The organism is Pseudomonas monteilii NBRC 103158 = DSM 14164, from assembly GCF_000730605.1.
In the GTDB taxonomy this organism is placed as follows: domain Bacteria; phylum Pseudomonadota; class Gammaproteobacteria; order Pseudomonadales; family Pseudomonadaceae; genus Aquipseudomonas; species Aquipseudomonas monteilii.
Window position 1 is genome coordinate 229,819 of sequence record NZ_BBIS01000008.1, and the last position, 26,616, is coordinate 256,434.

Annotated in this window: 24 protein-coding genes; 12 read left to right on the forward strand and 12 right to left on the reverse strand. The window is 61.1% G+C overall.

Going from position 1 to position 26,616, the window contains the following annotated elements:
* Positions 1-22: 22 nt before the first annotated feature.
* The 4 genes from PM2_RS03545 to PM2_RS03560 all read right to left on the reverse strand — a co-directional run bounded on the left by PM2_RS03545 (position 23) and on the right by PM2_RS03560 (position 3,237).
* Positions 23-757 (reverse strand): amino acid ABC transporter ATP-binding protein, encoded by a 735-nt coding sequence (locus PM2_RS03545; protein ID WP_003258023.1) that lies wholly within the window; start codon positions 755-757, stop codon positions 23-25.
* Positions 754-1,425, reverse strand: coding sequence for an amino acid ABC transporter permease (locus tag PM2_RS03550; protein ID WP_028698557.1), 672 nt, complete (start codon positions 1,423-1,425; stop codon positions 754-756). Before PM2_RS03550 ends, PM2_RS03545 begins: the two co-directional genes overlap by 4 nt.
* Complete coding sequence (locus tag PM2_RS03555; RefSeq protein ID WP_019096550.1) at positions 1,426-2,172, reverse strand: amino acid ABC transporter permease; 747 nt, start codon at positions 2,170-2,172, stop codon at positions 1,426-1,428.
* A gap of 147 nt (positions 2,173-2,319) precedes the next feature.
* The gene (locus tag PM2_RS03560) at positions 2,320-3,237 is read right to left on the reverse strand and encodes a glutamate/aspartate ABC transporter substrate-binding protein (RefSeq protein WP_016713730.1); all 918 of its coding nucleotides are present in this window, start codon (positions 3,235-3,237) and stop codon (positions 2,320-2,322) included.
* A 333-nt stretch (positions 3,238-3,570) separates the two neighbouring features.
* Here PM2_RS03560 and PM2_RS03565 point away from each other — a divergent pair, with 333 nt between their 5' ends.
* On the forward strand, positions 3,571-7,995 hold the full coding sequence (locus PM2_RS03565; RefSeq protein ID WP_042131260.1) for an NEL-type E3 ubiquitin ligase domain-containing protein: 4,425 nt from the start codon (positions 3,571-3,573) through the stop codon (positions 7,993-7,995).
* A gap of 48 nt (positions 7,996-8,043) precedes the next feature.
* Here the strand turns inward: PM2_RS03565 and glpD are convergent, their stop codons facing one another.
* The 4 genes from glpD to PM2_RS03585 form a co-directional block, all read right to left on the reverse strand.
* Positions 8,044-9,585: a glycerol-3-phosphate dehydrogenase gene (gene glpD / locus PM2_RS03570; protein ID WP_016713732.1), complete on the reverse strand. Its 1,542-nt coding sequence runs from the start codon at positions 9,583-9,585 to the stop codon at positions 8,044-8,046.
* Positions 9,586-9,759: 174 nt separating this feature from the next.
* The gene (glpR, locus tag PM2_RS03575; protein ID WP_016713733.1) at positions 9,760-10,515 is read right to left on the reverse strand and encodes a DNA-binding transcriptional repressor GlpR; all 756 of its coding nucleotides are present in this window, start codon (positions 10,513-10,515) and stop codon (positions 9,760-9,762) included.
* A 102-nt stretch (positions 10,516-10,617) separates the two neighbouring features.
* Positions 10,618-12,117 (reverse strand): glycerol kinase GlpK, encoded by a 1,500-nt coding sequence (gene glpK, locus PM2_RS03580; RefSeq protein WP_016713734.1) that lies wholly within the window; start codon positions 12,115-12,117, stop codon positions 10,618-10,620.
* Between the two features lie 51 nt (positions 12,118-12,168).
* A complete protein-coding gene (locus tag PM2_RS03585; RefSeq protein WP_028698555.1) occupies positions 12,169-13,020 on the reverse strand; it encodes an MIP/aquaporin family protein in 852 nt (283 codons plus the stop codon).
* A 303-nt stretch (positions 13,021-13,323) separates the two neighbouring features.
* Between PM2_RS03585 and ybaK the strand changes: the two genes are divergently transcribed.
* The gene (gene ybaK / locus PM2_RS03590) at positions 13,324-13,794 is read left to right on the forward strand and encodes a Cys-tRNA(Pro) deacylase (RefSeq protein WP_016713736.1); all 471 of its coding nucleotides are present in this window, start codon (positions 13,324-13,326) and stop codon (positions 13,792-13,794) included.
* Positions 13,795-13,831: 37 nt separating this feature from the next.
* Here ybaK and PM2_RS03595 read toward each other — a convergent pair whose 3' ends face one another.
* Positions 13,832-14,941, reverse strand: coding sequence for an ABC transporter ATP-binding protein (locus tag PM2_RS03595; protein WP_016713737.1), 1,110 nt, complete (start codon positions 14,939-14,941; stop codon positions 13,832-13,834).
* Positions 14,938-15,858 (reverse strand): ornithine carbamoyltransferase, encoded by a 921-nt coding sequence (gene argF / locus PM2_RS03600; protein WP_016713738.1) that lies wholly within the window; start codon positions 15,856-15,858, stop codon positions 14,938-14,940. The genes PM2_RS03595 and argF overlap by 4 nt, the downstream gene beginning before the upstream one ends.
* 373 nt (positions 15,859-16,231) lie before the next feature.
* Here argF and PM2_RS03605 point away from each other — a divergent pair, with 373 nt between their 5' ends.
* Positions 16,232-18,340 carry a molybdopterin oxidoreductase family protein gene (locus tag PM2_RS03605; protein WP_028698554.1) on the forward strand — a complete coding sequence of 703 codons (2,109 nt, stop codon included), beginning with the start codon at positions 16,232-16,234 and terminating at the stop codon, positions 18,338-18,340.
* Between the two features lie 91 nt (positions 18,341-18,431).
* A complete protein-coding gene (gene grxD, locus PM2_RS03610) occupies positions 18,432-18,767 on the forward strand; it encodes a Grx4 family monothiol glutaredoxin (RefSeq protein ID WP_016713741.1) in 336 nt (111 codons plus the stop codon).
* Positions 18,768-18,824: 57 nt separating this feature from the next.
* Here grxD and bfr read toward each other — a convergent pair whose 3' ends face one another.
* Together bfr and PM2_RS03620 are read right to left on the reverse strand one after the other, a co-directional pair.
* A complete protein-coding gene (bfr, locus tag PM2_RS03615) occupies positions 18,825-19,298 on the reverse strand; it encodes a bacterioferritin (protein ID WP_016713742.1) in 474 nt (157 codons plus the stop codon).
* A 201-nt stretch (positions 19,299-19,499) separates the two neighbouring features.
* Positions 19,500-19,718: a bacterioferritin-associated ferredoxin gene (locus PM2_RS03620; RefSeq protein ID WP_016713743.1), complete on the reverse strand. Its 219-nt coding sequence runs from the start codon at positions 19,716-19,718 to the stop codon at positions 19,500-19,502.
* Between the two features lie 224 nt (positions 19,719-19,942).
* Here PM2_RS03620 and PM2_RS03630 point away from each other — a divergent pair, with 224 nt between their 5' ends.
* The 8 genes from PM2_RS03630 to PM2_RS03665 all read left to right on the forward strand — a co-directional run bounded on the left by PM2_RS03630 (position 19,943) and on the right by PM2_RS03665 (position 26,563).
* Positions 19,943-20,545, forward strand: coding sequence for a peroxiredoxin (locus PM2_RS03630; RefSeq protein WP_012273884.1), 603 nt, complete (start codon positions 19,943-19,945; stop codon positions 20,543-20,545).
* Between the two features lie 221 nt (positions 20,546-20,766).
* The gene (locus tag PM2_RS03635; RefSeq protein ID WP_003103175.1) at positions 20,767-21,966 is read left to right on the forward strand and encodes a tyrosine-type recombinase/integrase; all 1,200 of its coding nucleotides are present in this window, start codon (positions 20,767-20,769) and stop codon (positions 21,964-21,966) included.
* On the forward strand, positions 21,963-23,027 hold the full coding sequence (locus tag PM2_RS03640; protein ID WP_003103173.1) for a PDDEXK nuclease domain-containing protein: 1,065 nt from the start codon (positions 21,963-21,965) through the stop codon (positions 23,025-23,027). The genes PM2_RS03635 and PM2_RS03640 overlap by 4 nt, the downstream gene beginning before the upstream one ends.
* Before the next feature lie 370 nt (positions 23,028-23,397).
* Positions 23,398-23,904 (forward strand): RadC family protein, encoded by a 507-nt coding sequence (gene radC, locus PM2_RS03645; protein ID WP_003103172.1) that lies wholly within the window; start codon positions 23,398-23,400, stop codon positions 23,902-23,904.
* Between the two features lie 125 nt (positions 23,905-24,029).
* Positions 24,030-24,287: a metal-sensing transcriptional repressor gene (locus tag PM2_RS03650; protein ID WP_003103170.1), complete on the forward strand. Its 258-nt coding sequence runs from the start codon at positions 24,030-24,032 to the stop codon at positions 24,285-24,287.
* A 9-nt stretch (positions 24,288-24,296) separates the two neighbouring features.
* Positions 24,297-25,607, forward strand: coding sequence for an MFS transporter (locus PM2_RS03655; protein ID WP_003103168.1), 1,311 nt, complete (start codon positions 24,297-24,299; stop codon positions 25,605-25,607).
* A gap of 261 nt (positions 25,608-25,868) precedes the next feature.
* Complete coding sequence (locus tag PM2_RS03660; RefSeq protein WP_003103166.1) at positions 25,869-26,219, forward strand: DUF2958 domain-containing protein; 351 nt, start codon at positions 25,869-25,871, stop codon at positions 26,217-26,219.
* Between the two features lie 65 nt (positions 26,220-26,284).
* Positions 26,285-26,563 carry a hypothetical protein gene (locus tag PM2_RS03665; RefSeq protein ID WP_003103165.1) on the forward strand — a complete coding sequence of 93 codons (279 nt, stop codon included), beginning with the start codon at positions 26,285-26,287 and terminating at the stop codon, positions 26,561-26,563.
* Positions 26,564-26,616: the final 53 nt, after the last annotated feature.

Genomic DNA, 26,616 nt, shown 5'->3' on the forward strand with positions numbered 1-26,616 from the left:
CGACCGGTTCAGTGAGGCAAAATCAGTGCTGCAGGATCTTGCTGAGGAAGTGCTGGGTACGCTCGTGGCGGGCCGACGGGTTGCCGAAGAAGTCTTCCTTCTGGCAGTCCTCGATGATGTTGCCCTTGTCCATGAAGATGACGCGGTTGGCCACTTTGCGGGCGAAGCCCATTTCGTGGGTCACGCACATCATGGTCATGCCTTCGTGGGCCAGCTCGACCATGACGTCCAGTACTTCATTGACCATTTCCGGGTCCAGTGCCGAGGTCGGTTCGTCGAACAGCATGACGATCGGGTCCATCGACAGGGCGCGGGCGATGGCCACGCGCTGCTGCTGGCCACCGGACAACTGGCCGGGGTGCTTCTTGGCGTGAGCGCCAAGGCCTACCCGGTCGAGCAGGGCCAGGCCCTTCTTGGTCGCTTCCGCTTCGCTGCGACCGAGCACCTTGCGCTGGGCAATGGTCAGGTTCTCGGTGATGGACAGGTGCGGGAACAGCTCGAAGTGCTGGAACACCATGCCAACCCGGGAGCGCAGCTTGGGCAGGTTGGTCTTCGGGTCGGCAATCGAGGTGCCATCGACCACGATGTCACCTTTCTGGAAGGGTTCAAGGGCGTTCACGCACTTAATCAGGGTGGACTTGCCCGAACCCGACGGGCCACACACCACCACCACTTCACCTTTCTTGACCTCGGTGCTGCAGTCGGTCAGTACCTGGAAGTCCCCGTACCACTTGTTGACGTTCTTGATGGAAATCATACGGTGATCCTTTTTTGCAGGCGCTTGACCAGCCACGAAGCGGAGAAGCTGATGAGGAAGTACACGACACCGGCGAAGATCAGGAACTCATGGGAGCGCCCGATGATGTCGCCGTTGGAGCGTGCCGAGTTGAGGAAGTCCACCAGGCCTACGGTGTACACCAGCGAGGTGTCCTGGAACAGGATGATGCTCTGCTGCAACAGCAGCGGGGTCATCTTGCGGAAGGCCTGGGGCAGGATGATAAGGCGCATGGTCTGGCCGTAGGTCATGCCCAGGGCCTGGGCGGCGCCCATCTGGCCCTTGGAAATCGACTGCACGCCAGCGCGGACGATTTCGCAGAAGTAGGCGGCCTCGAACATCATGAACGCCACCACGCAGGAGGTGAAGGCACCCACCGGGGTGTCCTCGCCGGTGATCCAGCGCAGCACGAATGGCACCGCCAGGTAGAACCAGGTGATCACCAGCAGCAGAGGGATGGAACGGAAGTAGTTGACGTAAGCGCCGGCCACGTTCGACAGCAGCTTGTTCGACGACAAGCGCATCAGGGCCAAGATGGTGCCCAGCACGATGCCGCCAACCACGCCCATGACCATCAGTTGCAGGGTCATGACCATGCCTTCCCACAAGGCAGGCAGGGCCGGGATGATTTCGCTGAAATCCATGTCCATTTATTTGCCCCCTACGGAAATCAGGCCAGGCACCGAGACTTTCTTCTCGACCATGCGCATCAGCAGCATCAGGCCCATGTTCAGGGTGAAGTAGATCAGCGTGGCCAGGGTAAAGGCCTCGAACAGGTTGGCCGAGAACTCGGCGGTTTGCTTGGTTTGTGCCAGCAGCTCCATCAGGCCGATCAGTGACGCCACCGAGGAGTTCTTGAACACGTTCAAGAATTCTGACGTGAGCGGCGGAATGATGATCCGGTAGGCTTGCGGCAGCAGCACGTTGGTGTAGATCTGCGGCAGGCTGAAGCCCATGGCACGGGCAGCGGCTTCCTGGCCGCGGGGCAGCGCCTGGATACCGGTACGTACCTGTTCACACACGCGGGCGGCGGTGAACAGGCCCAGGCAGATCACCACGCTGATCAGTGCCGAGGTCGTCGGGTTGAGGTCTTGCTTGAACCATTCCTGCAGGCCTTCGGGCAACAGGTCCGGTACCAGGAAGTACCAGATGAACAGCTGCACCAGCAGCGGCACGTTGCGGAACAGCTCCACATAGGCGGTCGCGATACCGGATACCACGCGGTTCGGCACGGTACGCATCACACCGAGCACCGAGCCCAGCAGCAAGGCGATAATCCAGGCGGAAATGGCGATGGCGATGGTCCAGCCCAGACCGGTGACGTACCAGTCCAGATAAGTTTCGCTGCCCACGCCGGTGGACTTGAAGAACACGCCCCAGTCCCAGTTGTAATTCATCGGGATTTCCCCTCAGACGGTTGTTTCACGGGCACCTTCGAGCATCCGGGGGCGCTGGGCGCCCTCGGATGAAAGGGTAGACACTAATGTTGCGGCCTGTGGGTTCAATCGTGCGCGGATGCGCATCAGGCCACTAAACGCTGAGGATCAGGACTTCTTCTCGTCCGCTGCCTTGTCGGTCGGCTCGGCGATCAGTTTCTTCAGCTCTTCGCTCATCGGGAACTGCAGGTTCAGGCCCTTTGGCGGGATCGGCTGCTGGAACCACTTGTCGTAGCTCTTGTTGACTTCGCCCGACTTGAAGTAACCGACGATGGCGTCATCGACCGCTTTCTTGAAGGCTGCGTCATCCTTGCGCACCATGCAGCCGTAGATTTCGTACGACTGCGGGGTACCGGTGATGACCCAGTCCGACGGTTTGCGGGCCTTGGCCATTTCGCCGGCGAGCAGGGCGTCGTCCATCATGAAGGCCACGGCGCGGCCGCTTTCGAGCATGTTGAAGGCTTCACCGTGGTCCTTGGCGGAAATCACGTTCATCTTCATCTGCTTGTCGGCGTTCATCGCCTTAAGGATGCGTTCGGACGTGGTGCCCGCAGTGGTTACCACGTTCTTGCCGGCCAGGTCCGGGAAGTCTTTGTATGCCGGCTGACCGTCCTTGACCTTGGTCAGCAGGCGGGTACCGACTTCGAAGATGCCGACCGAGAAGCCGACTTGCTGCTGGCGCTCGACGTTGTTGGTGGTGGAGCCGCACTCCAGGTCGACGGTGCCGTTCTGCACCAGCGGGATACGGGTCTGAGAGGTGACCAGGTTGTAACGGACCTTGATGTCCGTGCCCAGTTGCTTCTTCAGGGCGTCGACGACAGCCAGCTGGATGTCATGCGAGTAGCCCACGGGCTCGGGCTTGCCGGCCAGGTAGGAAAACGGGATGGAGGAGTCGCGGTGGCCCAGGGTGATGGTGCCCGATTCCTTGATCTTCTTCAGGGTGCCGGTCAGTTCTTCTGCCATGGCTGGCGAAGCGATCACAGCAGCCGCGATGGCGGCGCCCAGCAATTGACGAACGATACGCATCAAATTTTCCTCGACGTGTTTGTTTTTTTTATGGAGCCGTTGGCGGACTCTTTCGTTCAACGAATACCGCAAGAAGCGAGTGCATTCGGCTACCAAGTGTAGAGCATGACTCGTGCCAAGCCCTGACTCCGATCATAACGCCGCGAAAATCCTGGGGTTTGAAGTTTTCCAGGCAATTGCAACGTAATTTTTCGGCCGGTATTCCGAACGCGTTGCATTTTGGTGTTCGGTAATCCGAATGGGGGGCTGGTGAGTTGATGGTACTCATATTTAATTACCACTTTCGTAGCGTGAGGCCGTGGCCTGCTACCTGAATTTCAGGAGGCAGAACCCATGACCGATGCGCGTGAACACCTTGGCTCGAACCCCATCCCTGCGGATTCCATTGATGCCGTGATCGCCAAGCAAATACCGGACTGGATCAGAAAGGCGTCTGTCGAAGCGCTCAGGGATCTGCACCTTGCCTTGCGTGCGGAGCAGGCGGGTGCAGAACGCGTAAGAGAACTGCTGAAAGGCCTTGCCGGGCTGGTGGAGTTCTCCGCGCCAAAGCTGGAGAAGCAACTGCAAGCGGAGCACAACATCAACGTGGATGTACGCAAAGCCTCTCTGTGCACGGTGGTGCGAAAGGAATACGCCAGTATGTTTCCACTGCCCCCCGTTGTGCGCGTTGTGCGTACCGCTTCGGTGCCCCTGTTGTCTGCGGCCCTGCATAACTTCGCCCTGGATGAAGTGCAGGCCCGGCCCCGGATTCGTCGCCGGCTCGAGGCCCCATCTGGTGCAGTTTTACCTGTCTCTTTCGTGCAGTTTGCCAAGCTAAGCCGTGAACTGGATCTTGGCGGCCTGTACCAGAACACACTGCATCAGACTTTGCTGCCCGCCGATGAGCAGGCTCGGCAAAACGTGGCGAACCTGCTTGAAGAGTCTTCCCGCTCAGCCATGGAGGCCGCTGTGCGTATTGCGGCGCTCAAAGGGCTGATTGATGAGCACACGAGCGTGCAGCTTTTGAGTCTCTGCGACAAGACGGCATCGGGCAGTATGCAAGGCGTTGAATCGAGCCCGGCTTCACCGAACATGTTCAAGATTCGGCAGCTTTATGTATTGGGCAAATGCGTACACGGAGTGGTGACTGTTGAAGTCAGAGACAGTAAGGGAGCAATGCGCAATCTGCTGGTGTGGATCCCGGGTGATCCCGTTCAGGCCATTCAGCATTTCCGGTCCTGGGACGGGTTCTATGAGGTATTGGGGTTGCGTTTGCACGAGGCAGCCTATGCCAGTTTTTTCGGCCGGTTCATCGCCGAGCGTGATCGGATTTCATTCAGTACCCAGCTTGAGGGGCGCAAAGAGAAAGCCAAGGCTGGCACACCGCTCAGCCTCGATTGTCGAAACCTGGTTGTTGAACTGTCGCTGTTCCGCTACCTGCGGAGCCAGCGTATCGACAAGATTCTTGATGACGCCAAGGTTCTGGCCATCCCGACCGGCGTCAAGGATGCCGAGTCGCGTAACGCCGAACTGAGATCCTATGCAAGTACCGGATTGGCGTTGCTTGGCCTGGCTGGTTTTTTTGTCCCGGTGCTGGGTGAGGTCATGCTGGGCATTGCAGCGCTTCAAGTCGCCGACGAAGTCTATGAGGGCTATCAGGATTGGAAAATCGGTGATCGGCAGGCTGCGCTGGGGCATTTGTTCTCGGTAGCAGAAACGATTGTCGTTGGTGCGGCCCTGGGGGCGGGTGCAACGGCAGGCGCACGGCTGTTAGAGCGCGTGAGCTTTGTTGATGAATTGATACCGGTAGTGGTTGGCAACGAGCGCCTGAAACTGTGCTCCAGGGACATGAGTGCCTACCGTGTCGACAGAATGGGTAGCCCGTCGACGGGGCTGGTCTCTATCGATCGCCAGGCTGGGCATCTGCGTTTGTCAGAAGGGGATTTCCAGCTGGCGAGTTCTCGGGATCGCAAGGACCTGCTGATCCGCCACCCTACGCGTGAAGATGCCTACCGCCCACTGCTGGAGCGCAATGGCAGTGGTGGTTGGCGCCATGCGCTCGAGCAACCTCAGGAATGGCAGGGAGAGCATTTGTTATTGCAGAGGCTGGCGGCCAGGTTCACTGATATCAGCCCAGAGCAGGCTACGGCCGTGCTCGATTGCACAGGTTTCGATGAGGCGCAGTTACGGCGCTTGAACGTAGAAAACGCGCCCACACCTGCGCGCCTTCAGGATGCGTTGGACCGTTACCGGTTACATGCTGCGCATCCTGCGATGGATACCGCTGCTTTCGACATGTTGGTCGCGGCGGCGCAGGAGGCTGAAGAGGTGGAAGATGCTCTACTGCGCCGGCATTTCCCAGGGCTCAGCGTGCGAGGCGCAAAAGAAATACGTCAGCAAGTGAACAGTGGTGATCTGGAGCTGCTGAATAGCACCGGGCGGGTGTCGCTGGCCATGGCAGAAAGAGCGCGCTGGTTTCTCCGTGACAGCCGCCTGGACCGAGCCTGCGCGGGCTTGAGGCAAGCATCTGCGGTTAACACCGATACTGAACGATTGGCCTTGGGGTTGGTACAGGAACTCGCGGCCTGGCCCGATTCGCTTCGCGTCGAGTTACGGGAGGGCTCGCCCGAAGGGGATGTGCTTGGCCGGGTGGGGGCCGAGGTGTCACAGCAGGTCATTTGCATCGTGCGCGAGAAACGCCGTTACAGCATTCATGATCTGACGGGGGGCGCTCAAGCTGGCGTGACTACCACCGACAGCCTCATGAATGCGCTCTTGCTGGTGATGGGGGAAGACCAGAAGTTACTGCTGGGGGATGCAATGCTTAGTGAGTCGCAATTGGTAAACGTGCTGGCAGCTCACGCGCGCCTTCACCGCGATGTTGCGTCCCGGCTCATTGGGCAAGGACCTGTCCCTGGGGCTGTACGGCCGCCGGTTCGCTTTGCCGATGGTCGGCTTGGCTACCCGCTGAGTGGGCGAGGGAATGGCCGTGCGCAAGCCAGCAGGCGCGGAATCAGGCAGATTTTTCCCACGCTCAACGATGAGCAGCTGCAGCGCTATGTGTTGGATGCCATGGCAGCGGGGGCTGACCCGTGGTCACGGTATGAGCGGTTACATGAGCAGTGGATGAGCCTGCGTCAAGGGCTGGCGAGTTGGCGAGCGGAGTATGTAAATATTCTCGACCTGCTAAGGCGCAGCAGAGTGGTGAGGGCAATTCGCCGTTGCTGGCGCCGTAAAGCGGGAATGTTGAGCGATGGCACTTACGCGCTAGAGATTTGCGCCGAACGGGTGGGCCGCCTGCCTGGCTTGCCGCAGGACATCATGTTCGAGCACGTGACACGACTGGTTATGCGCGATATGGCGTTGGAGGAAATCGACGCCGATTTCCTCAGGCGTTTTCCAAACCTGAGGGAGCTGGACTTGCGTGACAACCGGTTGTTGTCGATCCCTGCGGGCCTGGAGCATTTGCCCGAGCTTCGACAACTACGTCTGGACAACAACCAGATCATTTTTGCCCTGGCAGATAACGAGCGGTTGAGGAGGCTGCGTAACCTTGAAGACCTTGAGATCAACTTCAACCCGTTGGGGATTGCCCCAGAGGTGAGGGGGTTGTTGAACTTGCGGAATGTGGGACTACGCGGAACCGCGCTTGCCGAATTGCCGGAGAACCTCCAGCAATTGCCATGGCGCGGCCTTGTCGACCTGCGTGAAAACCAGATCCAGCAAGTTAACCAGGATCTGCAAGGCCTGCGGGCGCGCCTGGAACAAATGGAGCTGCGTGGCAATCCGTTGGACGAAGCCAGTGAACGCTATGTACAAGCACAGCCGGGCCCGTCCAGCGCGGTGCAACCCGTTGTGGAGGGAAGCCCGAGCTACCGTGAGCATCTGTTGCAGCAGGCGGAGTTGTCTCAGTGGCTGACGGGGGCAGTCGGTGCGTTGCGGAGTTCGCGTGAGCAGGCATGGCTCAATTTGCGCAATGAGCCGGGCTCCAGTGACTTCTTTCACTTCCTGCATGACCTTGGCAGTTCGCCAGACTTCTTGAAACACCCGATGTACTACCGGGCAAGGGTATGGGCCATTATCGAGGCGTGCGAGCAGAACGGTGAGTTACGTGAGCTCATGTTCGCGCAGGCAGGGGGGGTGGCGACCTGTGAAGACCGTGTGCTTTGGTTGTTTAGCCAACTGGAGGTTCGTGCGCTGGTTCATCGTGAAACGGCGGGCCTTTCGCAGATGCAGAGCGAGAGGGCCTTGGTAAGGTTGGGGCGCTCGCTGTATCGGTTGCAAGAAGTTGACAGAGCGGCTGCACAAAAGCTCAATCGGCTCAGAGAGGCCTTTGCCAACGAGCCTGCGCGCCTGGAGAGCATCGACGACATCGAAACGTATCTTGCCTATCGGGTCGGGCTCGCCGGGCCTTTGCAATTACCGGCTCAGCCGGTGCGCATGCACTACCTGGCAGAGTCGTTGGTGACCGTTGAAGACATCAATGTCGCCAGGGCTGAAATCCTGTCAGCGGAGAGCGATGTACGGCTTAGGCAGTCACTCGCCGACCAATCCTATTGGCAAGACTACTTGCGCAACACGTACTTTCTGCGATTCAGGGCATTGGTAGATGACCAGCGTCTGGCGCTGGAGCATGCCGAAGCGCTTGTAACTGACGGAACGCTCAGTGAAAACACTTATCTCGAACAGTGCAAGGCACTGACCAAGGAACTGGAAAAGAAAGAACGTGCATTGATCGAGCAACTGACTCAGGAAGCCTTCATGCGCTGGCAACGCTGACTGGGCGTATCGGCGCGGTGCATTGCTCATGCATCGCGCCGAGTCAACTCATGCAGCCTGATCGCCAACCGACACGTTGCAGGCGGTTTCCTTTAGATAGTCTTTCAGCGTTTCTTGTTCACTTGCCGAGGTGAACAAGCCCAGCTTGGTGCGCCGCCAGAGAATATCGTCGGCACTGATTGCCCATTCTTGCTTACGCAAATAATCGACTTCCCGGCTGAACAGCCCGCCACCGATGGCCTGGCCCAAATCGTCTGGCCCGCTGACGCCGTCCAGCAAGCTCCAGACGCGGCTGCCATAGGTCACGGCCCAGCGCTTTGCAATGTCTACCGGCAACCAGCCATTGCGGGCAAGGATGGCATCGACCAATGCTTGGACGGTTGTCATGTTTTCGCCACCTGGCAAGGTAGCTTCGGCAGTCCAGCTGTCGCGCATCTGGGTGAAGAATGGCTTGAGCTCCACCATGGCCGACTCGGCCAGTTTGCGGTAGGTAGTCAACTTGCCACCGAACACTGACAACAACGGTGCTTCGCCATCGGCGGCAGACAATGCCAAGGTGTAGTCGCGGGTCACCGCAGATGGGTTATCAGACTCGTCGTTGCACAGCGGACGCACGCCGGAATAGGTGTGCAGGATGTCGGCGCGGCTGAGTTGATGGTTGAAGTGTTCGTTCACGACCTTCAACAGGTAGTCGGTTTCCTGCTCGGTAATCGCCACCTTGGCCGGGTCTGCGCTGTATTCGCGGTCGGTGGTACCGATCAGGGTGAAGCGATCCAGGTAGGGGATGCAGAAGACGATGCGTTGGTCTTCGTTCTGCAGGATATAGGCATGCTCGCCCTCATACAGGCGCGGGACGATGATGTGGCTGCCCTGGATCAGGCGGATGCCGTAGGGCGCATCAAGCTTTAGGTCGTCCTTGATGAAGCTGGCGACCCATGGGCCGGCGGCGTTCACCAGGGCGCGGGCGCGAATGGTCTGCAGGCTGCCATCGGCGTGTTGCAGCGACACCTCCCACAGGCCATCGACGCGCTCGGCGCGCAGGCAACGGGTGCGGGTGCGCACGTGCGCGCCATGTTCGCGAGCTGCCATGGCGTTCAGCACCACCAGGCGGGCGTCGTCCACCGCGCAATCGGCGTATTCGAAACCGCGGGTGATGGCCGGCTTGAGCGGGTAGCCCGGGCCGAAGCGCAGGCTGCGCGAGGCACCCAGGCGCTTGCGCTTGCCCAGGTGGTCATACAGGAACAGGCCTGCACGAATCATCCACGCCGGGCGCAGGTGCGGGCGGTGTGGCAAAACAAAGCGCATCGGTTTGACGATGTGCGGTGCCTTGGCCAGCAGCACTTCACGTTCAGCCAGCGCTTCACGCACCAGGCGGAACTCGTAGTGCTCCAGGTAGCGCAGGCCGCCGTGGATCAATTTGCTGCTGGCTGACGAGGTGTGTTGGGCCAGGTCGTCCTTCTCGCAAAGAAATACCTTCAGGCCACGCCCAGCGGCGTCGGCAGCGATGCCCACGCCATTGATGCCACCGCCGATCACGGCGAGGTCATAGCAGTCGGCGAGTGGGGGCTGGGACGAAACGGGCTGGGACACGGGCAAGGCCTCCTGGTGCTGTTTACATCGAATATGAACATTGATGTTCGTTTTCGAAAATACTAGCGCAACAGAAAGCCGGTCGCCAGTCAGTCTTTATAGAAAAAACTGATCAGATGACAATAAAGTGAACATTTACGAAAATAGCGGGCCGCTTGGCAGCCCGCAGGCGGCTCAAACCACCTCGAGGCGGATCTTGTACTGGTTGAGCAGTTGGGTGAGGGTGGTCGTTGGCGCCTGGTCGGTTACCAGGCAATCGACCAGGCTGATTGAGCCCAGACGCACCATGGCATTGCGCCCGAACTTGCTGGAGTCGGCGGCAAGGATCACTTGCCGGGCATTGGCGATGATGGCCTGAGATACCCGCACTTCCTGATAGTCGAAGTCGAGCAGGCTGCCGTCTTCATCGATGCCGCTGATGCCGACCAAGGCGAAGTCGACCTTGAACTGGTTGATGAAGTCGACACTGGCCTGGCCGACCACCCCGCCATCGCGGCGTACCGTGCCACCGGCCACCAGCACTTCGAAGTCATCCTTGGCGGCGAGGATCGCAGCCACATGCAGGTTATTGGTGATGACCTTCAGGTGGTTGTGATTGAGCAGTGCCCGGGCGATGGATTCGGTGGTGGTGCCAATGTTGATGAACACCGAAGCATGGTCGGGAATCTGCCGGGCTACGGCTTCGGCGATGCGTTGCTTTTCGTCGCGCATCTGGTCGGCACGCATGGCGTAAGCGGTGTTTTCCACGCTCGAGTCGTAGGCCGCGCCACCGTGGTAGCGACGTAGCAAATTGAGTTCGGCCAGCTGGTTGATATCACGGCGGATGGTTTGCGGTGTCACGACAAACAGCTGCGCCATTTCTTCGATACTGACGTAACCGCGCTCACGCACCAGTTCGAGGATTTGTTGTTGGCGGGGGGGCAGATTCATGGGGCGGTCCTTTGGGGCTGCCGGACAAATTCTGCAATGATGCCGTAGGACGCGGATGACGGCCAGTAGACGATTGGGGCCGCGTGGCGGCCCCGATAGGCATTACGCCTCGTGATCTTCCCAGTCACGGGTGCGCTCGACCGCTTTTTTCCAGCCGGCATACAGCTTCTCTTTCTGCGCTTCATCCAGCTGTGGGCTGAATTCGCGCTCGATGATGGCTTTATCGCGCAGCTCGTCCAGGCCACTCCAGAAGCCACAGGCCAGGCCAGCCAGATAGGCGGCGCCCAGCGCTGTGGTTTCGCGCATCTTCGGCCGCTCTACGCAGGTGCCGAGGATGTCGGCCTGGAACTGCATGAGGAAGTTGTTGGCCACCGCACCGCCGTCCACGCGCAGCTCGGACAGGCGCTGGCCGCAATCTTGCTGCATGGCGTCGAGTACATCGCGGGTCTGGTAAGCGATCGACTCCAGTGCGGCGCGGATGATGTGGTCTACCTTCACGCCACGGGTCAGGCCGAACAGCGCGCCACGGGCATAAGGGTCCCAGTACGGGGCACCCAGGCCGGTGAAGGCAGGCACCAGGTAGACGCCGTTGCTGTCCTTGACCTTGCTGGCGAAGTACTCGGTATCCAAAGCATCGTTGACGATTTTCAGTTCGTCACGCAGCCATTGCACGGTGGAACCACCGTTGAACACCGCACCTTCCAGCGCGTAGGCCACCTCGCCACGCGGGCCGCAGGCGATGGTGGTGAGCAGGCCATGGGACGACGTTACCGCCTTGTCGCCGGTGTTCATCAGCAGGAAGCAGCCGGTGCCGTAGGTGTTCTTGGCCTGGCCTGGCTCCACGCACATCTGGCCAAACAGTGCCGACTGCTGGTCGCCGGCGATACCGGCGATGGCGATGCCGCTCTTGGTGTGGCCGTACACCTCCGAGGACGGGCGCACCTCTGGCAGCATCTGGCGCGGGATGCCCAGGATCTCCAGCAGCTTGTCATCCCATTGCAGGCTGTGGATGTTGAACATCAGCGTGCGCGAGGCATTGGTGTAGTCGGTGACGTGTACCTTGCCGCCGGAGAACTTCCAGATCAGCCAGGTATCGATGGTGCCGAACAGCAGCTCGCCACGCTCGGCACGTTCACGCGCGCCTTCGACGTTGTCGAGAATCCACTTCAGCTTGGTGCCAGAGAAGTAGGGGTCGGTGACCAGGCCGGTTGTTTCGCGAATGTAGGCTTCATGCCCGTCACGCTTGAGCTGGGCACAAATTTCGGTACTGCGGCGGCACTGCCAGACGATGGCGTTGTACACCGGGCGACCGGTTTCCTTGTCCCATACCACGGTGGTTTCGCGCTGGTTGGTAATGCCCAGTGCCGCGACCTGAGCGTGGCTGATACCGGCCTGGGCCAGGGCTTCGACCATGGTCGCGCTTTGCGTGGCGAAGATCTCCATCGGGTCGTGCTCGACCCAGCCCGCCTGCGGGTAGTGCTGGGCGAACTCGCGCTGGGAGGTACCCACCACATTGGCGTCGCGGTCGAAAATGATTGCCCGCGAACTGGTGGTGCCCTGGTCCAGGGCGATGATGTAGTTCTTATCCTGGGTGTCTGTCATGGTCGTAGGCCTTGCAAAAATAGGGGGTCAGGGCTGGGCGTGATGCCGGCATCAACTGGCTTGAGTATCGCCCTGGCGGATGTCATTTGTCTCAGGGTTCGCGGCAGGTGCCGTTGGCAAGTTGCGGGCGATAAGGCCGCGATAGGTCGCAGCACCCACGCAGGCGCCAAGGATTGGTGCGAACACCGGAACCAGGAAATAAGGAATATCCCGCCCGCCAGTGAAGGCGATTTCGCCCCAGCCGGCCAGGAAGGTCATGAGTTTTGGCCCGAAGTCGCGGGCCGGGTTCATCGCAAAGCCGGTCAAGGGGCCCATGGCACTGCCGATCACGGCAATCAGCAGGCCGATCAGCAGCGGTGCCATGGCTCCGCGTGGGAGGCCGTTGTTGTCGTCGGTCAGGGCCATGATCACGGCCATCAGGATGGCGGTGATCACCACTTCCACCAGAAATGCCTGGCCGGTGGACAGCGACGGGTGTGGGTAGGTGGAGAATACCGAGGCCAGCTCCAGGCTGGCTTCGCTACCGCGCAACATGGCGTGGGCCTGTTCGAAATCGAAGAACAGGTTGCTGTACAGGGTATACACCAGCGCTGCCCCACAGAACGCGCCGCACACCTGGGCCAGCATGTAGAAGGGCAGCTTGCGCTTGTCGAAACCGGCAAACAGGGTGAGGGCGATGCTCACGGCCGGGTTCAGGTGCGCGCCGGAAATGCCGGCGGTGAGGTAGATCGCCATGCTCACGCCGACGCCCCAGATGATACTGATTTCCCATAGGCCGAAGCTGGCGCCGGCGACCTTGAGGGCGGCAACGCAGCCGGTACCGAAAAAGATCAACAGGGCGGTGCCGAGAAACTCGGCCAGGCATTGGCTGGACAGCGTGGGTTGGCGTAGAGCAGTCGTCATGTATGACCTCGTTTTTTTTGTTGTGAGGCGCGTGGCGCTCGACAGCAAAGCCCGGTGTCTATCCCCATTGACCCCGGGCAGATGTAGGAAATGCACCTTATAAGTGCACCATTTATTCAGAAACGAAAAAATATAGACAAGAAACGCTGATGTCAAAGGTCGAAAGTGAACGACCAGTCACGATATGGCCGCTAAAATCAGCCTCGGATCCCCGTGCTAGAGGTGCCCAATTGCGGTGCGCTGGCTGGGATGTGGGAATTGTCCTAAAGTAGCCGCCGAGCCGTCCAAGACCGGAGCCCCTGCATGACCCCCGCCCTAGACCTGTTGAAGAAGCACCGTGCCGAGCACCGCGTACACAGTTATGAGCATGACCCCAAGTCGGCATCCTACGGCCTGGAGGCAGCAGAAAAGCTGGGGCTCGACCCGCAGCAGGTGTTCAAGACGTTGCTGGCGAGCAGCGAGAAGGGGGAGTTGCTGGTGGCGGTGGTGCCCGTGGTGGGCACTTTGGACCTGAAGGCCCTGGCCCATGCTGCCGGGGTGAAGAAGTGCGAAATGGCCGACCCTGCGGTGGCGCAACGTGCCACGGGTTATCTGGTCGGTGGGATCAGCCCGTTGGGGCAGAAGAAACGTCTGCGGACGTTCATTGATGATTCAGCGCAAAACTTTGCAACCATCCATGTCAGTGCTGGCCGGCGTGGGCTGGAAGTGGAGTTGGCCGCAGCGGTGCTGGCCGAGCATACCCAGGGCAAGTTTGCCGGGATCGGTCGAGGCTGAGTATCTGGGGCCGCAAAGCGGCCCCAAGGATCTAAAGTCAGGTCGCCGAACTGTATCGACGCACGCCATTCTCCTGCCGAAGCAATTGCGCCGCCACACTGCCCGGCACCGGGAACAGCACCAGGTGATCGGCCTTCACCGCGATCCCCACATCCCCACCCACCTGATGGTCGACATGGCTGGGGAAAATCGCCTCCAGCTGGCTGCCAGTCGGCAGTTGCAGGCGATACAAGGTCGATGCCCCCAGGAAACTTTTGCCCACGATAGCCGCCCTCAGCGGGCTGTCCGGCGCATACACGATATCGTCCGGGCGCAGCAGCACATCCACCGAGCTACCTGGCGCCATGATGTAGGCACGGTTGCCGCGCAGTTCACCCAGCTCGGTATTGACGGCCTCGTGGCTGCTCATCTGTCCCCGGATGAAGTACCCCTGGCCGATGAAGCTGGCCACGAACGGTGTTTGTGGCTCGTGGTAAAGGTTGTAGGGCGTGTCCCACTGCTCCAGACGTCCTTCCTTGAACACGCCCACCTGATCGCTGACGGCAAACGCTTCTTCCTGGTCATGGGTCACCAGGATGGCGCTGGTGCCGCGGCTTTTGAGAATATCGCGAACCTCGTGGCTCAGGCGCCGACGCAGCTCCACGTCAAGGTTGGAGAACGGTTCGTCGAGCAGCAGCAACTGTGGCTCTGGCGCCAGTGCGCGCGCCAAAGCGACCCGTTGCTGCTGGCCACCAGACAGCTCATGCGGGTAACGCCCGCCCAGGCCGCTCAGCTTGACCAGTTCGAGCATCTCTTCGATTACGGCGGCCTGGCGCGGGTGCTTGGCGATGCCAAACGCAATGTTCTGCGCCACGGTCAGGTGCGGGAACAGCGCGTAGTCCTGGAACACCATGCCGATGCGGCGCTTTTCCGGGGCCAGGGTGAAGCCGGCGCGGGAAATGACTTCGCCGGCCAGCTGGATTTCACCGTCATGCACCGGCTCGAAGCCGGCAATGGCGCGCAGGGTGGTGGTTTTGCCACAACCGGATGAACCCAGCAGGCAACCGATGTCGCCTGCGTTCAGGTGCAGGTTGAGGTTCTGGACGATGCGCTGGTCGCCATAGCCGCAGGCGAGGTTGCGCAAGTTGAGCAATAGGGGTTGACTCATGCGTGGTGGTAAGCCGGTTCTACAAGGAATTCGAGAAGCGCCTTCTGTGCATGCAGGCGGTTTTCAGCTTCGTCCCAGGCGACCGAACGAGGGTCGTCGAGCAGGTCCTGGCTGATTTCCTCGCCACGGTGGGCGGGCAGGCAGTGCATGAAGAGGACATCGGGTGCCGCCAGGTCGAGCAGTTCGCGGGTGACCTGATAAGGCGCGAAATGCGCCAGGCGCCGTGCAGTTTCCTCCTCCTGGCCCATGGAAGTCCAGACATCGGTGACCACAAGGTGAGCGCCACGTACGGCTTCCTTGGCGTCACGGATGATCTGCACGCGGTCACCGCCCAGCGCCATGAAGCGTTCATCCGGCTCGTAGCCTTCGGGGCAGGCGATGCGCAGCTGGAAATCGAACTGCCGGGCAGCCTCGATATAGGAGTTGCACATGTTGAAGCCGTCGCCGATCCAGGTCACGGTCTTGCCCTGGATCGAACCGCGGTGTTCCAGGAACGTCTGCATGTCGGCCAGCAGCTGGCACGGGTGCGACTCGTCGGACAGGCCGTTGATAACCGGTACGCGCGATTTGGCGGCGAATTCGGTCAGGGTGCTGTGGGCGTGGGTACGGATCATCACCACGTCGACCATGCTCGACAGCACGATGGCGCTGTCGCCGATCGGCTCGCCACGGCCCAGCTGGGTATCGCGCGGCGACAGGAAGATGGCCTGGCCACCGAGTTGGATCATGCCGGCTTCGAACGATACCCGGGTGCGGGTCGAGGACTTCTCGAAGATCATGCCCAATACGCGATTCTTCAGGGGCTCGAACAGCACGCCTCGCTTGCGCAGGTCCTTCAGCTCGATGCCGCGGCGGATCACCCCGAGCAATTCGTCGGTGGTGAAGTCCAGCAGGGAGAGAAAGTGCCTAGCGCTCATGATTGACTACCTTATCTGCAACGGTATGCAGGTCGACCGTATGGTTTTTTTTGACAACGGGAGTGACCTGCGGCGTAAGCCGCACGGGGCGGACGAAATAGGGAAAGGCGCAATACTATAAGTAAATGTCGCCTCAAGCCAAGGGGGAAACAGCGGCCTATTCGAAAGGATGTTGCAAAGGGTGTCTTTACCCGCTGGCCGGTGCTGTTTTTTATTTACTACACAGGGTTGTACACGGCTTGCTGGCAATTTGGCAAATGGCTGTCGCGAATCGTGCGCCTGATGTCGGTGGATTCACACGGCGAAGGGCGCTGGCCCGGGGGAGGGGCCGGGCGCATAGTCACTGTTCGACAACAACAAGGCAGAGGCGGCCATGACCAAGACCCTGCACCACCGTGCCTGTCACCTGTGCGAAGCGATCTGCGGGCTGAACATCGAAGTCAGCCACGAAGACGATGGGCGGGCGCTGATCAGCTCGATCAAAGGCGACCCCGAGGACCCGTTCAGCCGCGGCCATGTGTGCCCCAAGGCTGTGGCCCTGCAAGACATCCAGAACGACCCCGACCGCCTGCGCCAGCCGCACAAGCGGGTGGGAGAGCGCTGGGAGGCCATTGGCTGGGACGAGGCCTTTGCCCTGGCCGCCGACAAGCTGTGGGCGATCCAGCAAGCGCACGGGCGCAATGCCGTGGCGGTGTACCAGGGTAACCCGAGCGTGCATAACTATGGCCTGATGACCCACAGCAACTACTTCCTTGGCCTGCTCAAGACGCGCAACCGTTTCTCGGCCACTTCGGTGGACCAGTTGCCACAACATCTGGTCAGCCACCTCATGTATGGCCATGGCCTGCTGCTGCCGATCCCGGATATCGACCAGACGGACTTCATGCTGATTCTCGGCGGCAATCCGCTGGCCTCCAACGGCAGCATCATGACCGTGCCAGATGTGGAAAAGCGCCTGAAAGCCTTGCGCGGGCGGGGAGGGCGCCTGGTAGTGGTAGACCCACGGCGCAGCGAGACGGCGGCCATGGCCGATACCCATCTGTTTATTCGCCCGGGTGGCGATGCGGCCTTTTTGTGTGGCTTGCTCAACACCCTGTTCGAGGACGGCCTGGCGCAGGGTTCGCACTTGCCGGTCAACGGCCTGCAACAAGTGCGCGAAGCGCTTGCGCCGCTCAGCGCCGAGGCCATGAGCGTGCATTGTGGTATTGCCGCTGCGGATATCCGTCAGCTGGCACGGGATTTCGCCGCTGCAGGCAAGGCCGTATGTTATGGGCGCATGGGGGTCTCTACCCAAGTCTTCGGTACCCTCTGTCATTGGCTGGTGCAACTGATCAACTTGGTGACCGGTAACCTCGATCGTGAAGGTGGCGCGTTGTGTACGGAGCCTGCCGTCGATCTGGTGGCGACCACCTCGGGTGGCCATTTCAACGCCTGGCAAAGCCGGGTATCGGGCTTGCCCGAGTACGGTGGTGAGCTGCCCGTGGCGGCGCTGGCCGAAGAGATGTTGACACCAGGCGAAGGGCAGGTTCGCGCACTGGTGACAGTGGCCGGCAACCCCGTGCTATCCACACCTAACGGTCGCCAGCTAGATGCAGCCCTGGAGGGGCTGGAGTTCATGCTCAGCATCGACCTCTACATCAACGAAACCACCCGGCATGCCGACCTGATTCTGCCTTCCACCAGCGCGCTGGAAAACGACCACTACGACAGCACCTTCAACCTGCTGGCCGTGCGCAACGTCACCCGTTTCAATCGGGCGATCCTGGCCAAGCCGGAAGGCGCGCTGCACGACTGGGAAATCTTCGTCGGCCTGGCGCAGGCGTTTGCCAGGCGTGCCGAGCTGGCGTTGAAACCGACCTGGGCCCCGGCGCAGATGATCGACATGGCCCTGCGCAAAGGGCGCTACGGTGAGGCAACGCCATGGCAGCTCTCGCTGGCAACACTGGCCAATCACCCGCACGGGCTCGATCTCGGGCCTTTGCGCAGCAACCTCGCCGGGCGCCTGGCAACTGCCAGCAAGGCTGTCGAAGCAGCCCCCCAAGTGTTGCTGGACGACGTGCAGCGCCTGGCGCAACAGGCGCCTCCGATAGCCGGCGAACTGTTGCTGATTGGCCGCCGACATGTACGCAGCAACAACTCATGGATGCACAATTTCCATCGCCTGGTGAAAGGCAAGCCGCGTCATCAGTTGCTGATGCACCCGCAAGACTTGCAGCAGCGGCACCTGCAGGACGGCCAGCGGGTACGTATCCGCTCGCGCACGGGGGACCTTGAAGTCGAGGTACAGGCCTGCGATGACATGATGCCGGGTGTGGTCAGCCTGCCCCATGGCTTCGGCCATGGCCGCCAGGGCGTGCACATGCAGATCGCCCAGACACAACCCGGCGTGAGTGCCAATGACCTGACCGACGAGCGCCTTCGGGACGCGGTTTCCGGCAACGCTGCACTCAATGGCGTGCCCGTGCAGGTAGAGGCCGCATGAGCAATGGTAAGGCCGAGCACGCCGCTCGGCTTTCCGTTACAATGCGTCACCGTGCCGACGACCGCGTCGGAAAGTTCAGCTGAGGTGCTAGATGGATATCATCGATACGATCAAAGAGCAGATTGCCAACAACACCATTCTGCTTTACATGAAAGGCTCGCCGAATGCCCCGCAGTGCGGGTTCTCGGCCAAGGCATCGCAGGCTGTGATGGGTTGTGGCGAGAAGTTCGCCTACGTCGACATCCTGCAGAACCCGGAAATCCGCGCCAACCTGCCAAAGTACGCCAACTGGCCCACCTTCCCACAGCTGTGGGTAGCCGGTGAGCTGGTCGGCGGCAGCGACATCATGCTGGAAATGTTCGAAAAGGGTGAGTTGCAAACCCTGATCAAGGAAGCGGCTGCCAAGGCCAAGGCTTCCGAAGCCTGATTTTCCGGCAAGCATAAAAAAACCCGCGCATCGCGGGTTTTTTTATGCGGTGAAGAATTACTCTTCGCCCATCTGCGACTGCAGGTAATTCTCGATAGTGATCTTGTCGATCAGCCCCAGTTGGGTTTCCAGCCAGTCGATGTGCTCTTCCTCGGATTCGAGGATGTCTTCGAGTATGTCACGCGAGCCGAAGTCGCCAGCGGTTTCGCAATGGGCGATGGCTGCCTTGAGGTCGACCAGGCCTTTCTTTTCGAGCTTCAGGTCGCACTCGAGCATTTCCTTGGTGTGCTCGCCGATCATCAGCTTGCCCAGGTCCTGAACGTTCGGGATGCCTTCGAGGAACAGAATACGCTTGATCAGTTTGTCAGCGTGCTTCATCTCGTCGATGGATTCCTTGTACTCGTGCTTGCCGAGTTTGTTCAGGCCCCAATCTTCGTACATGCGTGCGTGCAGGAAGTACTGGTTGATCGCGACCAGCTCGTTTCCGAGGATCTTGTTGAGATGCTGGATGACGCTTACGTCGCCTTTCATTTCGGGTTCCTGCCCTGTAGAAGTGTGCCAATACAGCGAAGTTTGATCCCGATACTTAGGAGTGTCAAACCTAAGTTATTGAATAATAAGTGAAAATTAATAGGAATAAGAATGTTTGTGAACCGCGTTGCGGCGCTAACTTATTGAATTACAGGCATAAAAAAACCGGACACAAGGTCCGGTTCTTTGAAATCTGGGCATTCAGGCTGCGGTAAATTCCACAGGGTAGGGCAGGGCTGCCTGGCTGACCTGAAGCTCGGTCAGGGTCTCGCGGACCACCTGCTTGGCCAGGCAGGCGCATTTGCCACACTGGCTTGCGACATTGGTCGCGGCTCGCACTTCCTTGTAACTGCAGCATCCTTCATAGATCGCATCGCGGATCTGTCCGTCGGTAACGCCGAGACAAAGACACACATACATAAGGGCTGACCATCGCGGGTTGAGTCGATGGGGTGGAGCTTAATGTTAATGAGAATGCTTGTCAAAGGACTTTCTGAAAGGGCCGTGCTTGAGCGACCGGCGGTTGCCCGCCTGATGGATTCGGCCTGTCACCAGAAGCCGTGTATGATGGTCGGCCTTTGTTGGATGTCGGGCAAGCCCGTCTGGCCCGGCAAACGGTTTTTCACCCTCATCAGGAGATTACAATGAGCGTACTCGTTGGTAAGAAAGCCCCCGATTTCACCGTTCCAGCCGTGCTGGGCAATGGCGAGATCGTCGACAGCTTCAACCTGGCTTCGGCCATCAAGGGCAAGTACGGCCTGGTGTTCTTCTACCCGCTGGACTTCACCTTCGTCTGCCCGTCCGAGCTGATCGCCCTGGACAACCGCATCCCGGACTTCCAGGCCCGCAACGTTGAAGTGATCGGCGTTTCGATCGACTCGCACTTCACCCACAACGCCTGGCGTAACACCCCGGTCAACAACGGCGGCATCGGCCAGGTGAAGTACACCCTGGCTGCCGACATGACCCACGAAATCTGCAAAGCCTACGACGTCGAGTCCGAAGGCGGCGTGGCTTTCCGTGGCGCCTTCCTGATCGACACCAACGGTGTTGTCCGTTCGCAGATCATCAACGACCTGCCACTGGGCCGTAACATGGACGAGCTGCTGCGCCTGGTTGACGCCCTGCAGTTCCACGAAGAGCACGGCGAAGTGTGCCCTGCCAACTGGAAAAAAGGCGACAAAGGCATGAACGCTTCGCCAGAAGGCGTTGCTGCCTACCTGAGCGAGAACGCCGGCAAGCTGTAATTGCGGCGCGCATGAAAAAACCGGCCCTGGTGGCCGGTTTTTTTGTTTCACGATGACTCCAGCCCGGTAGTTCGCTGGACTGCGCCGCAGCTCGATACAGCAGGTTTATCAATAGCTTACGCGCGTCCATCATATGCCGGTGCTTTCTGAAACTTGACCCGGTTTTCCCTCGCGCCGCTCCTATCTGGCTCTTGGAATCCGGGTCGTTCCAAGGAGTCATCATGGCAAAGATCAAGCTCACCAAGACCGCCGTGGAGGCGGCCCAGCCCCAGGCCAAGGATGTTGAACTGCGGGATACCGTGGTGCCCGGCTTCCTGTGCAAGATTACCCCGACGGGCCGCCGGGTGTTCATGCTCCAGTACCGCACGAACTCCGGCCAGCCCCGCAAGCCCTCGCTGGGGCTGTACGGGGAACTGACCGTCGAACAGGCACGAGTCAAGGCACAGGACTGGCTGGCCGAGGTTCGCCGGGGCGGCGACCCCGGCGGCGCCAAGGCCGAGGCGCGCAAGGCGCCCACGATGGCCGAGTTGTGCAAGAAGTTCATGGAGGACTACTCCAAGAAGCGCAACAAGCCCAGCACGCAGGACGGCTATCAGGGCGTCATCGACCGCAACATCATCCCGCTGCTGGGCCGCAAGAAGGTGCATGACGTGAAGCGGCCCGACATTGCCGGGCTGATGGAGAAGCTGGCCTACAAGCCGACCGAGGCGAACAAGACCTTCGGCGTGCTGCGCAAGATGTTCAACCTGGCCGAAGTGTGGGGCTACCGCCCGGACGGCACAAATCCGTGCCGCCACGTCCCGATGTACCCGCCGGGCAAGGAAACCCGGCTCATCGTGGACGAGGAAATGGTGCGGCTCTTCCGCCATCTGGAGAAGCTGGAGGCGGAAGGGCTGGAGAACTACGTCATCCCTCTGGCGATCCGGCTGCAATTCGAGTTCGCCGCCCGGCGCTCCGAAATCTGCCCGCTCGAATGGAGCTGGCTGGACTTCGAGAACCGGCGCGTGGTGTGGCCCGACAGCAAGGTCGGCGGCATTTCCAAGCCCATGAGCGAGGAAGCCTATCGGCTGCTTTCGACGGCGCCGCGCCGGGAGGGCTGCCCTTATGTCCTGCCGTCGCCCAACGACCCGGCCAAGCACCTGACCTTTGGCGAACACTATGGCGGCTGGTGCCGGGTGCTCAAGGCCGCCGGCGTCCCGCACGTCGGCACGCACGGCATCCGCCATCGCTCGACGACCGACATTGCCAATTCTGGCGTACCGACCAAGGTGGGGATGAAGCTGACGGGCCACAAGACCGTGGCGATGTTCATGCACTACGTCCATACCGAGGACAAGCCGGTGCGCGATGCCGCCGAGCTGGTGGCCAGCCGGCGCCAGGCCATCACGGGCGCGCGCCAGCTTGCGGAGGCGGCAGCATGAACACGCGCCGGTCATCCGCAGCATCGTCCGCAGCGCCTTCGGCGCTGCTGGGCGACATTCGGGCACTGATCGAGGCGGCGCGCAAGCGCGCCGCCTCGACGGTGAATAGCGAACTGACGATGCTCTACTGGCGCATCGGCCAGCGCATCCATACGCAGGTCTTGGACGGGCGCCGGGGCGCTTATGGCAAGGAAGTCCTGCCTACCCTGGCGGCGCAGTTGGTGAAGGAGTACGGCAACAGCTTTGCCGAGCAGAACCTGCGCCGCATGGTGCAGTTCGCAGCCACCTTCCCCGACGAGCAGATTCTCGTATCACTGATACGAGAATTGAGCTGGACGCACTTCATCGCCCTGATCCCGCTGAAAGACCCGCTCCAGCGGGACTATTACGCGCAGATGGCGAGCGTCGAACGCTGGAGCGTGCGGACGCTGCGCGAGCGCATCGACTCGATGCTGTACGAGCGCACGGCACTGTCCCAAAAGCCGGGCGAGACGATCGCACAGGAGTTGGCGACGATGCGCGATGCGCAGCGCATGTCGCCCGCCCTGGTCATGCGCGACCCGTACATCCTCGACTTCCTGGGGCTGCGGGACACTTGGCAGGAAGGCGACCTGGAAGCGGCGATCATCCGGGAAATGGAATCCTTCCTGCTGGAGCTGGGCGCGGGTTTCAGCTTCGTGGCCCGGCAGAAGCGCATCCAAATTGACGGCGAGGATTTCCACCTCGACCTGCTGTTTTACAACCGCAAGCTGCGCCGGCTCGTGGCAGTGGAGTTGAAGGTCGGCGAGTTCAAGGCGGCTTTCAAGGGACAGATGGAGCTTTACCTTCGCTGGCTGGACAAGCACGAACGGGAGCCGGAGGAAGCCTCGCCGCTGGGAATCATCCTTTGCACCGGCAAGAAGCGCGAGCAGATCGAATTGCTGGAGCTGGACAAGTCGGGCATCCACGTCGCCGAGTACCTGACCGCCTTGCCGCCGAGGGGCGTGCTGGTGGAGCGACTGCAACAGGCAACGCAGCGGGCACAGTTGCAGATCGAGCAGCGCAAAATCGACAACGAGTAGCCCTGTCCCAAGCAGTCGGGCGTCCCGGCGTGCCGCCGTCGCGCTGTCGTGCTGCGCATCGAGCCTCGCTGCGCGACTCTCGCCCCATCCGGGCTTCCATCGTTCCCTCGCTTTGCTCGGCTGACGCCTCCGGCCCGACTCGCTGATCCGGGCCTGCGCACTCCGCTTGCCAAAAGCCGACTGTGTGCAGTGGGCGGGTGTGGGCGGTCTTGCTGTTCCCTTCACCGTATCACGGCGTTCTCGCCGTCAAGGGCGGCGCGCGCTTGTGCGCGCTTGCGTCCTGGCGGCCGTCTGCGACCCCTGACTGCTTGCGCTGCGCCGTGCTGGCCACGGTTCCGGGCAATTCCGCCCGAGCAACCGGAGCACGATCATGTCGCAACTGACCCTCTCTCACGATACCCCGCTGATGGTGCGCGATGGCCGTGGGCGCTATCGGCCGGCGGACGCCGACCAGATTCTGGAAGCCGCGCGCCAGGTCATCGAACAGAAGATGCAGCGCGGCGAGGCGTTCACTTCGCCGGCGGCGGTGAAGGACTACCTGCGCGCCAAGCTGGCCGGCTTCGAGCACGAGGTCTTCGCGGTGTTGTTCCTCGACACGCGCCATCGGCTGATCGACTACGTGGAGATGTTCCACGGCACGATCGACGCCGCCGAGGTGCATCCGCGCGAGGTGGTGAAGCAGGCACTGCGGCTCAATGCAGCGGCGGTCATCGTTTCGCACAACCATCCGAGCGGAAACCCCGAGCCGAGCGCGGCCGATAAGGCGATGACCTCGCAGCTTCGGCAGGCGCTGGCGCTGGTGGACGTTCGCACGCTGGATCACATCATTGTCGCTGGAAGCCGTACCACGTCATTCGCCGAACGCGGCCTGCTTTGACCTTGGGGGCTTCGGCCCCCTTTTTGCTGCATCCGGTGCCGATTGACAAAGCACACCTGCGGCGGCCGACAGAAGGGCGGCAAGGCGATTTTGTCATATCCCCCCTGGGGGGATACAATTGCCGCATGAAAGCGACGCACAAGCACTCAACCCACACCGACCTTGTGAAGCGACTCAAACGCGCCGAGGGCCATCTTCGGCACGTCATCGGCATGATCGAAGGTGGTCAGTCCTGCCTTGACATCGCCCGCCAGCTCGCGGCGGTGGAAAGCGCGGTGACGGCGGCAAAGCGCGTCCTGATCCACGACCACATCGACCACTGCCTGTCCCATGACGAGGACTCCGTTCTGGCCGAAATGAAGGCGCTGACCAAACTGCTCTGAGGCCATCCCATGCTCTCCGTTCTGAAGAACCGCACCTATCGCCACCTGTTTTCCGCCCAGGTGATCGCACTCGTCGGCACCGGCCTGATGACAGTGGCGCTCGGCCTGCTTGCCTACGATCTGGCCGGCGCGGATGCCGGCGCGGTGCTCGGGACGGCGCTGGCCATCAAGATGCTCGCCTATGTCGGCGTCGCACCTGTCGCGCAGGCTTTCGCCGACCGGCTGCCGCGACGGTCGTTGCTGGTCGCCCTCGACCTGGTGCGAGCATCCGTTGCGCTCTGCCTGCCCTTTGTCAGCGAAATCTGGCAAATCTATCTGCTGATCTTCGTGCTACAGGCGGCGTCCGCAGGCTTCACGCCGACCTTTCAAGCCACCATCCCGGACATCCTTCCCGACGAAGACGAATACACGAAGGCGCTGTCTCTTTCCCGGCTGGCCTACGATCTGGAAAGCCTGATTTCCCCAATGCTGGCCGCCGCGCTGCTGACCGTCATCAGCTTTCACAATCTGTTTGCGGGAACGGTTCTCGGCTTCCTCGTCTCGGCCGCGCTCGTGGTCAGCGTGGGGCTGCCCACAACCGTACCCGGCCCACGCCGGGGCATCTGGGATCGCACTACGCGCGGCACGCGCATTTACCTCGCCACGCCACGCCTGCGAGGTTTGCTGGCAATCAGCCTCGCCGTGGCGGCAGCAGGATCAATGGTGATCGTCAACACGGTGGTTATCGTCAAGGCGCGCTTCGGCCTGGGCGAATCCGAGGTGGCGTGGGCGCTGGCCGCCTTCGGAGGCGGCTCGATGATTGCGGCATTCGCGCTGCCTCGCTTGCTCGACAAGATTGCTGATCGGCCAGCCATGATTGCGGGGGCAACGATGCTGGTGTTGGGGACAGCAGCCGGAGCGATGATTCCGACCTATGCCGTCCTAGTGGTGATCTGGCTGGTGGTCGGCTTTGGCTACAGCGTGGCGCAAACGCCATCCGGTCGGTTGCTGCGTCGCTCCGCTCACCCCGAGGATCGTCCTGCGGTCTTTGCTGCGCAATTCGCCCTGTCCCATGCGTGCTGGCTCATCTGCTACCCCTTGGCCGGTCGCTTCGGTGCTGCCTTTGGACTGCAATCGACCTTCATCGTCATGTCGCTGATCGGTCTTGTAGGAGTGGGATTGGCGTTGCGGCTCTGGCCCGCTAGTGATTCTTCCGACATCACTCACGATCACCCTGATCTGCCGTCAGATCATCCTCACTTGCGCGAACACGCAGATCGCGGCGGGCATCGCCACCCTGCGATCGTGGACGACCTGCACCGGGACTGGACGCGCGTTTAGCGGCTGTCAGCGTTTCACATCCCCAACGCCTCCGGCCCGGATTGCTAGATCCGGGCCTGCGCGCTCGCTTGCCCAAAATCGGAGTGAGTGGGGGCGGTCTTGCTGTTCCCTTCATCGTGCCACGGCGTTCTCGCCGTCAAGGGCTGCGCGCGCCATGCGCGCTTGCGTCCTGACGGCCGTCGTTGACCCCTGACGGCTTGCGCTGCGCCGTGCCCCGGAAGGGTCGGGCAATTCCGCCCGGCAACCTTCCAGGAGTTCACCATGAACAACGCACTCATCACCGACGAGCAGCGCATCGTGCTGCTGGCCAACGGCCGCGAATCCTTGGAGAACCCGGACTTCGATCCGGCACCCGTGGTCAAGCTGTTCACGCCGGACGCTGGCGCGACCTGGCTGCTGACCGAGATTGATCCCGACGACCACGACCACGCCTTTGGTCTTTGCGACCTGGGCCTGGGGGAGCCGGAAATCGGCTGGGTCAGCCTGGACGAGCTGGCGGCGGTGCGCGGCGGGCTGGGCCTGCCGATCGAACGTGACCTGTCTTTCCGCGCCGAGAAGCGGTTGAGCGTCTATGCGCGCGATGCGCGGCTGGCCGGGCGGATCGTTGTCTGACCCGGCCCTGGGAGCGCTGCAAGGCGCTCCTTGTGCTTTCTCAACCATCACAGGAGATCAATGCCATGAGCAGCCATAACGACTACATCATCGAAATCACGGCGCAGCACGATGCGCTCAAGCCGTTCGCGCCGGAGAACGGCCAGCCCTTGCGCTTCAAGATCGGCGACGCGGTGATCTACACCAACGAATTTGGCGCACAGTTCCGGCGCCGCGTTACCGGGTTCTACCGGCCAACCGCGCTTTCGGGCCTGTACGCGCGCGGTGCGCGCTACCTGCTGAACTCGTCATCGCCCTGGATGCCAGTTTCGGAATCCAGCCTGCGCCCTGACGACTCGGCGTGATGCCTTCGCACCCCTGACGGGGCGCTGCGCGCTGCGCTTGCCTCCAGGGGAAA

Bases quoted from the DNA above. Each gene is read 5' to 3' on its own strand.
- PM2_RS03620 (WP_016713743.1), bottom strand. From the start codon at position 19,718: ATGTATGTGTGTCTTTGTCTCGGCGTTACCGACGGACAGATCCGCGAT.
- PM2_RS03585 (WP_028698555.1), bottom strand. From the start codon at position 13,020: ATGACGACTGCTCTACGCCAACCCACGCTGTCCAGCCAATGCCTGGCC.
- bfr (WP_016713742.1), bottom strand. From the start codon at position 19,298: ATGAAAGGCGACGTAAGCGTCATCCAGCATCTCAACAAGATCCTCGGA.
- PM2_RS03595 (WP_016713737.1), bottom strand. From the start codon at position 14,941: ATGAGTCAACCCCTATTGCTCAACTTGCGCAACCTCGCCTGCGGCTAT.
- radC (WP_003103172.1), top strand. From the start codon at position 23,398: ATGTCGCAACTGACCCTCTCTCACGATACCCCGCTGATGGTGCGCGAT.
- glpK (WP_016713734.1), bottom strand. From the start codon at position 12,117: ATGACAGACACCCAGGATAAGAACTACATCATCGCCCTGGACCAGGGC.
- PM2_RS03660 (WP_003103166.1), top strand. From the start codon at position 25,869: ATGAACAACGCACTCATCACCGACGAGCAGCGCATCGTGCTGCTGGCC.
- glpR (WP_016713733.1), bottom strand. From the start codon at position 10,515: ATGAATCTGCCCCCCCGCCAACAACAAATCCTCGAACTGGTGCGTGAG.
- PM2_RS03555 (WP_019096550.1), bottom strand. From the start codon at position 2,172: ATGAATTACAACTGGGACTGGGGCGTGTTCTTCAAGTCCACCGGCGTG.
- PM2_RS03565 (WP_042131260.1), top strand. From the start codon at position 3,571: ATGACCGATGCGCGTGAACACCTTGGCTCGAACCCCATCCCTGCGGAT.
- grxD (WP_016713741.1), top strand. From the start codon at position 18,432: ATGGATATCATCGATACGATCAAAGAGCAGATTGCCAACAACACCATT.
- PM2_RS03650 (WP_003103170.1), top strand. From the start codon at position 24,030: ATGAAAGCGACGCACAAGCACTCAACCCACACCGACCTTGTGAAGCGA.
- PM2_RS03560 (WP_016713730.1), bottom strand. From the start codon at position 3,237: ATGCGTATCGTTCGTCAATTGCTGGGCGCCGCCATCGCGGCTGCTGTG.
- PM2_RS03605 (WP_028698554.1), top strand. From the start codon at position 16,232: ATGACCAAGACCCTGCACCACCGTGCCTGTCACCTGTGCGAAGCGATC.
- PM2_RS03550 (WP_028698557.1), bottom strand. From the start codon at position 1,425: ATGGACATGGATTTCAGCGAAATCATCCCGGCCCTGCCTGCCTTGTGG.
- PM2_RS03635 (WP_003103175.1), top strand. From the start codon at position 20,767: ATGGCAAAGATCAAGCTCACCAAGACCGCCGTGGAGGCGGCCCAGCCC.
- PM2_RS03655 (WP_003103168.1), top strand. From the start codon at position 24,297: ATGCTCTCCGTTCTGAAGAACCGCACCTATCGCCACCTGTTTTCCGCC.
- ybaK (WP_016713736.1), top strand. From the start codon at position 13,324: ATGACCCCCGCCCTAGACCTGTTGAAGAAGCACCGTGCCGAGCACCGC.
- PM2_RS03545 (WP_003258023.1), bottom strand. From the start codon at position 757: ATGATTTCCATCAAGAACGTCAACAAGTGGTACGGGGACTTCCAGGTA.
- PM2_RS03640 (WP_003103173.1), top strand. From the start codon at position 21,963: ATGAACACGCGCCGGTCATCCGCAGCATCGTCCGCAGCGCCTTCGGCG.
- PM2_RS03630 (WP_012273884.1), top strand. From the start codon at position 19,943: ATGAGCGTACTCGTTGGTAAGAAAGCCCCCGATTTCACCGTTCCAGCC.
- argF (WP_016713738.1), bottom strand. From the start codon at position 15,858: ATGAGCGCTAGGCACTTTCTCTCCCTGCTGGACTTCACCACCGACGAA.
- PM2_RS03665 (WP_003103165.1), top strand. From the start codon at position 26,285: ATGAGCAGCCATAACGACTACATCATCGAAATCACGGCGCAGCACGAT.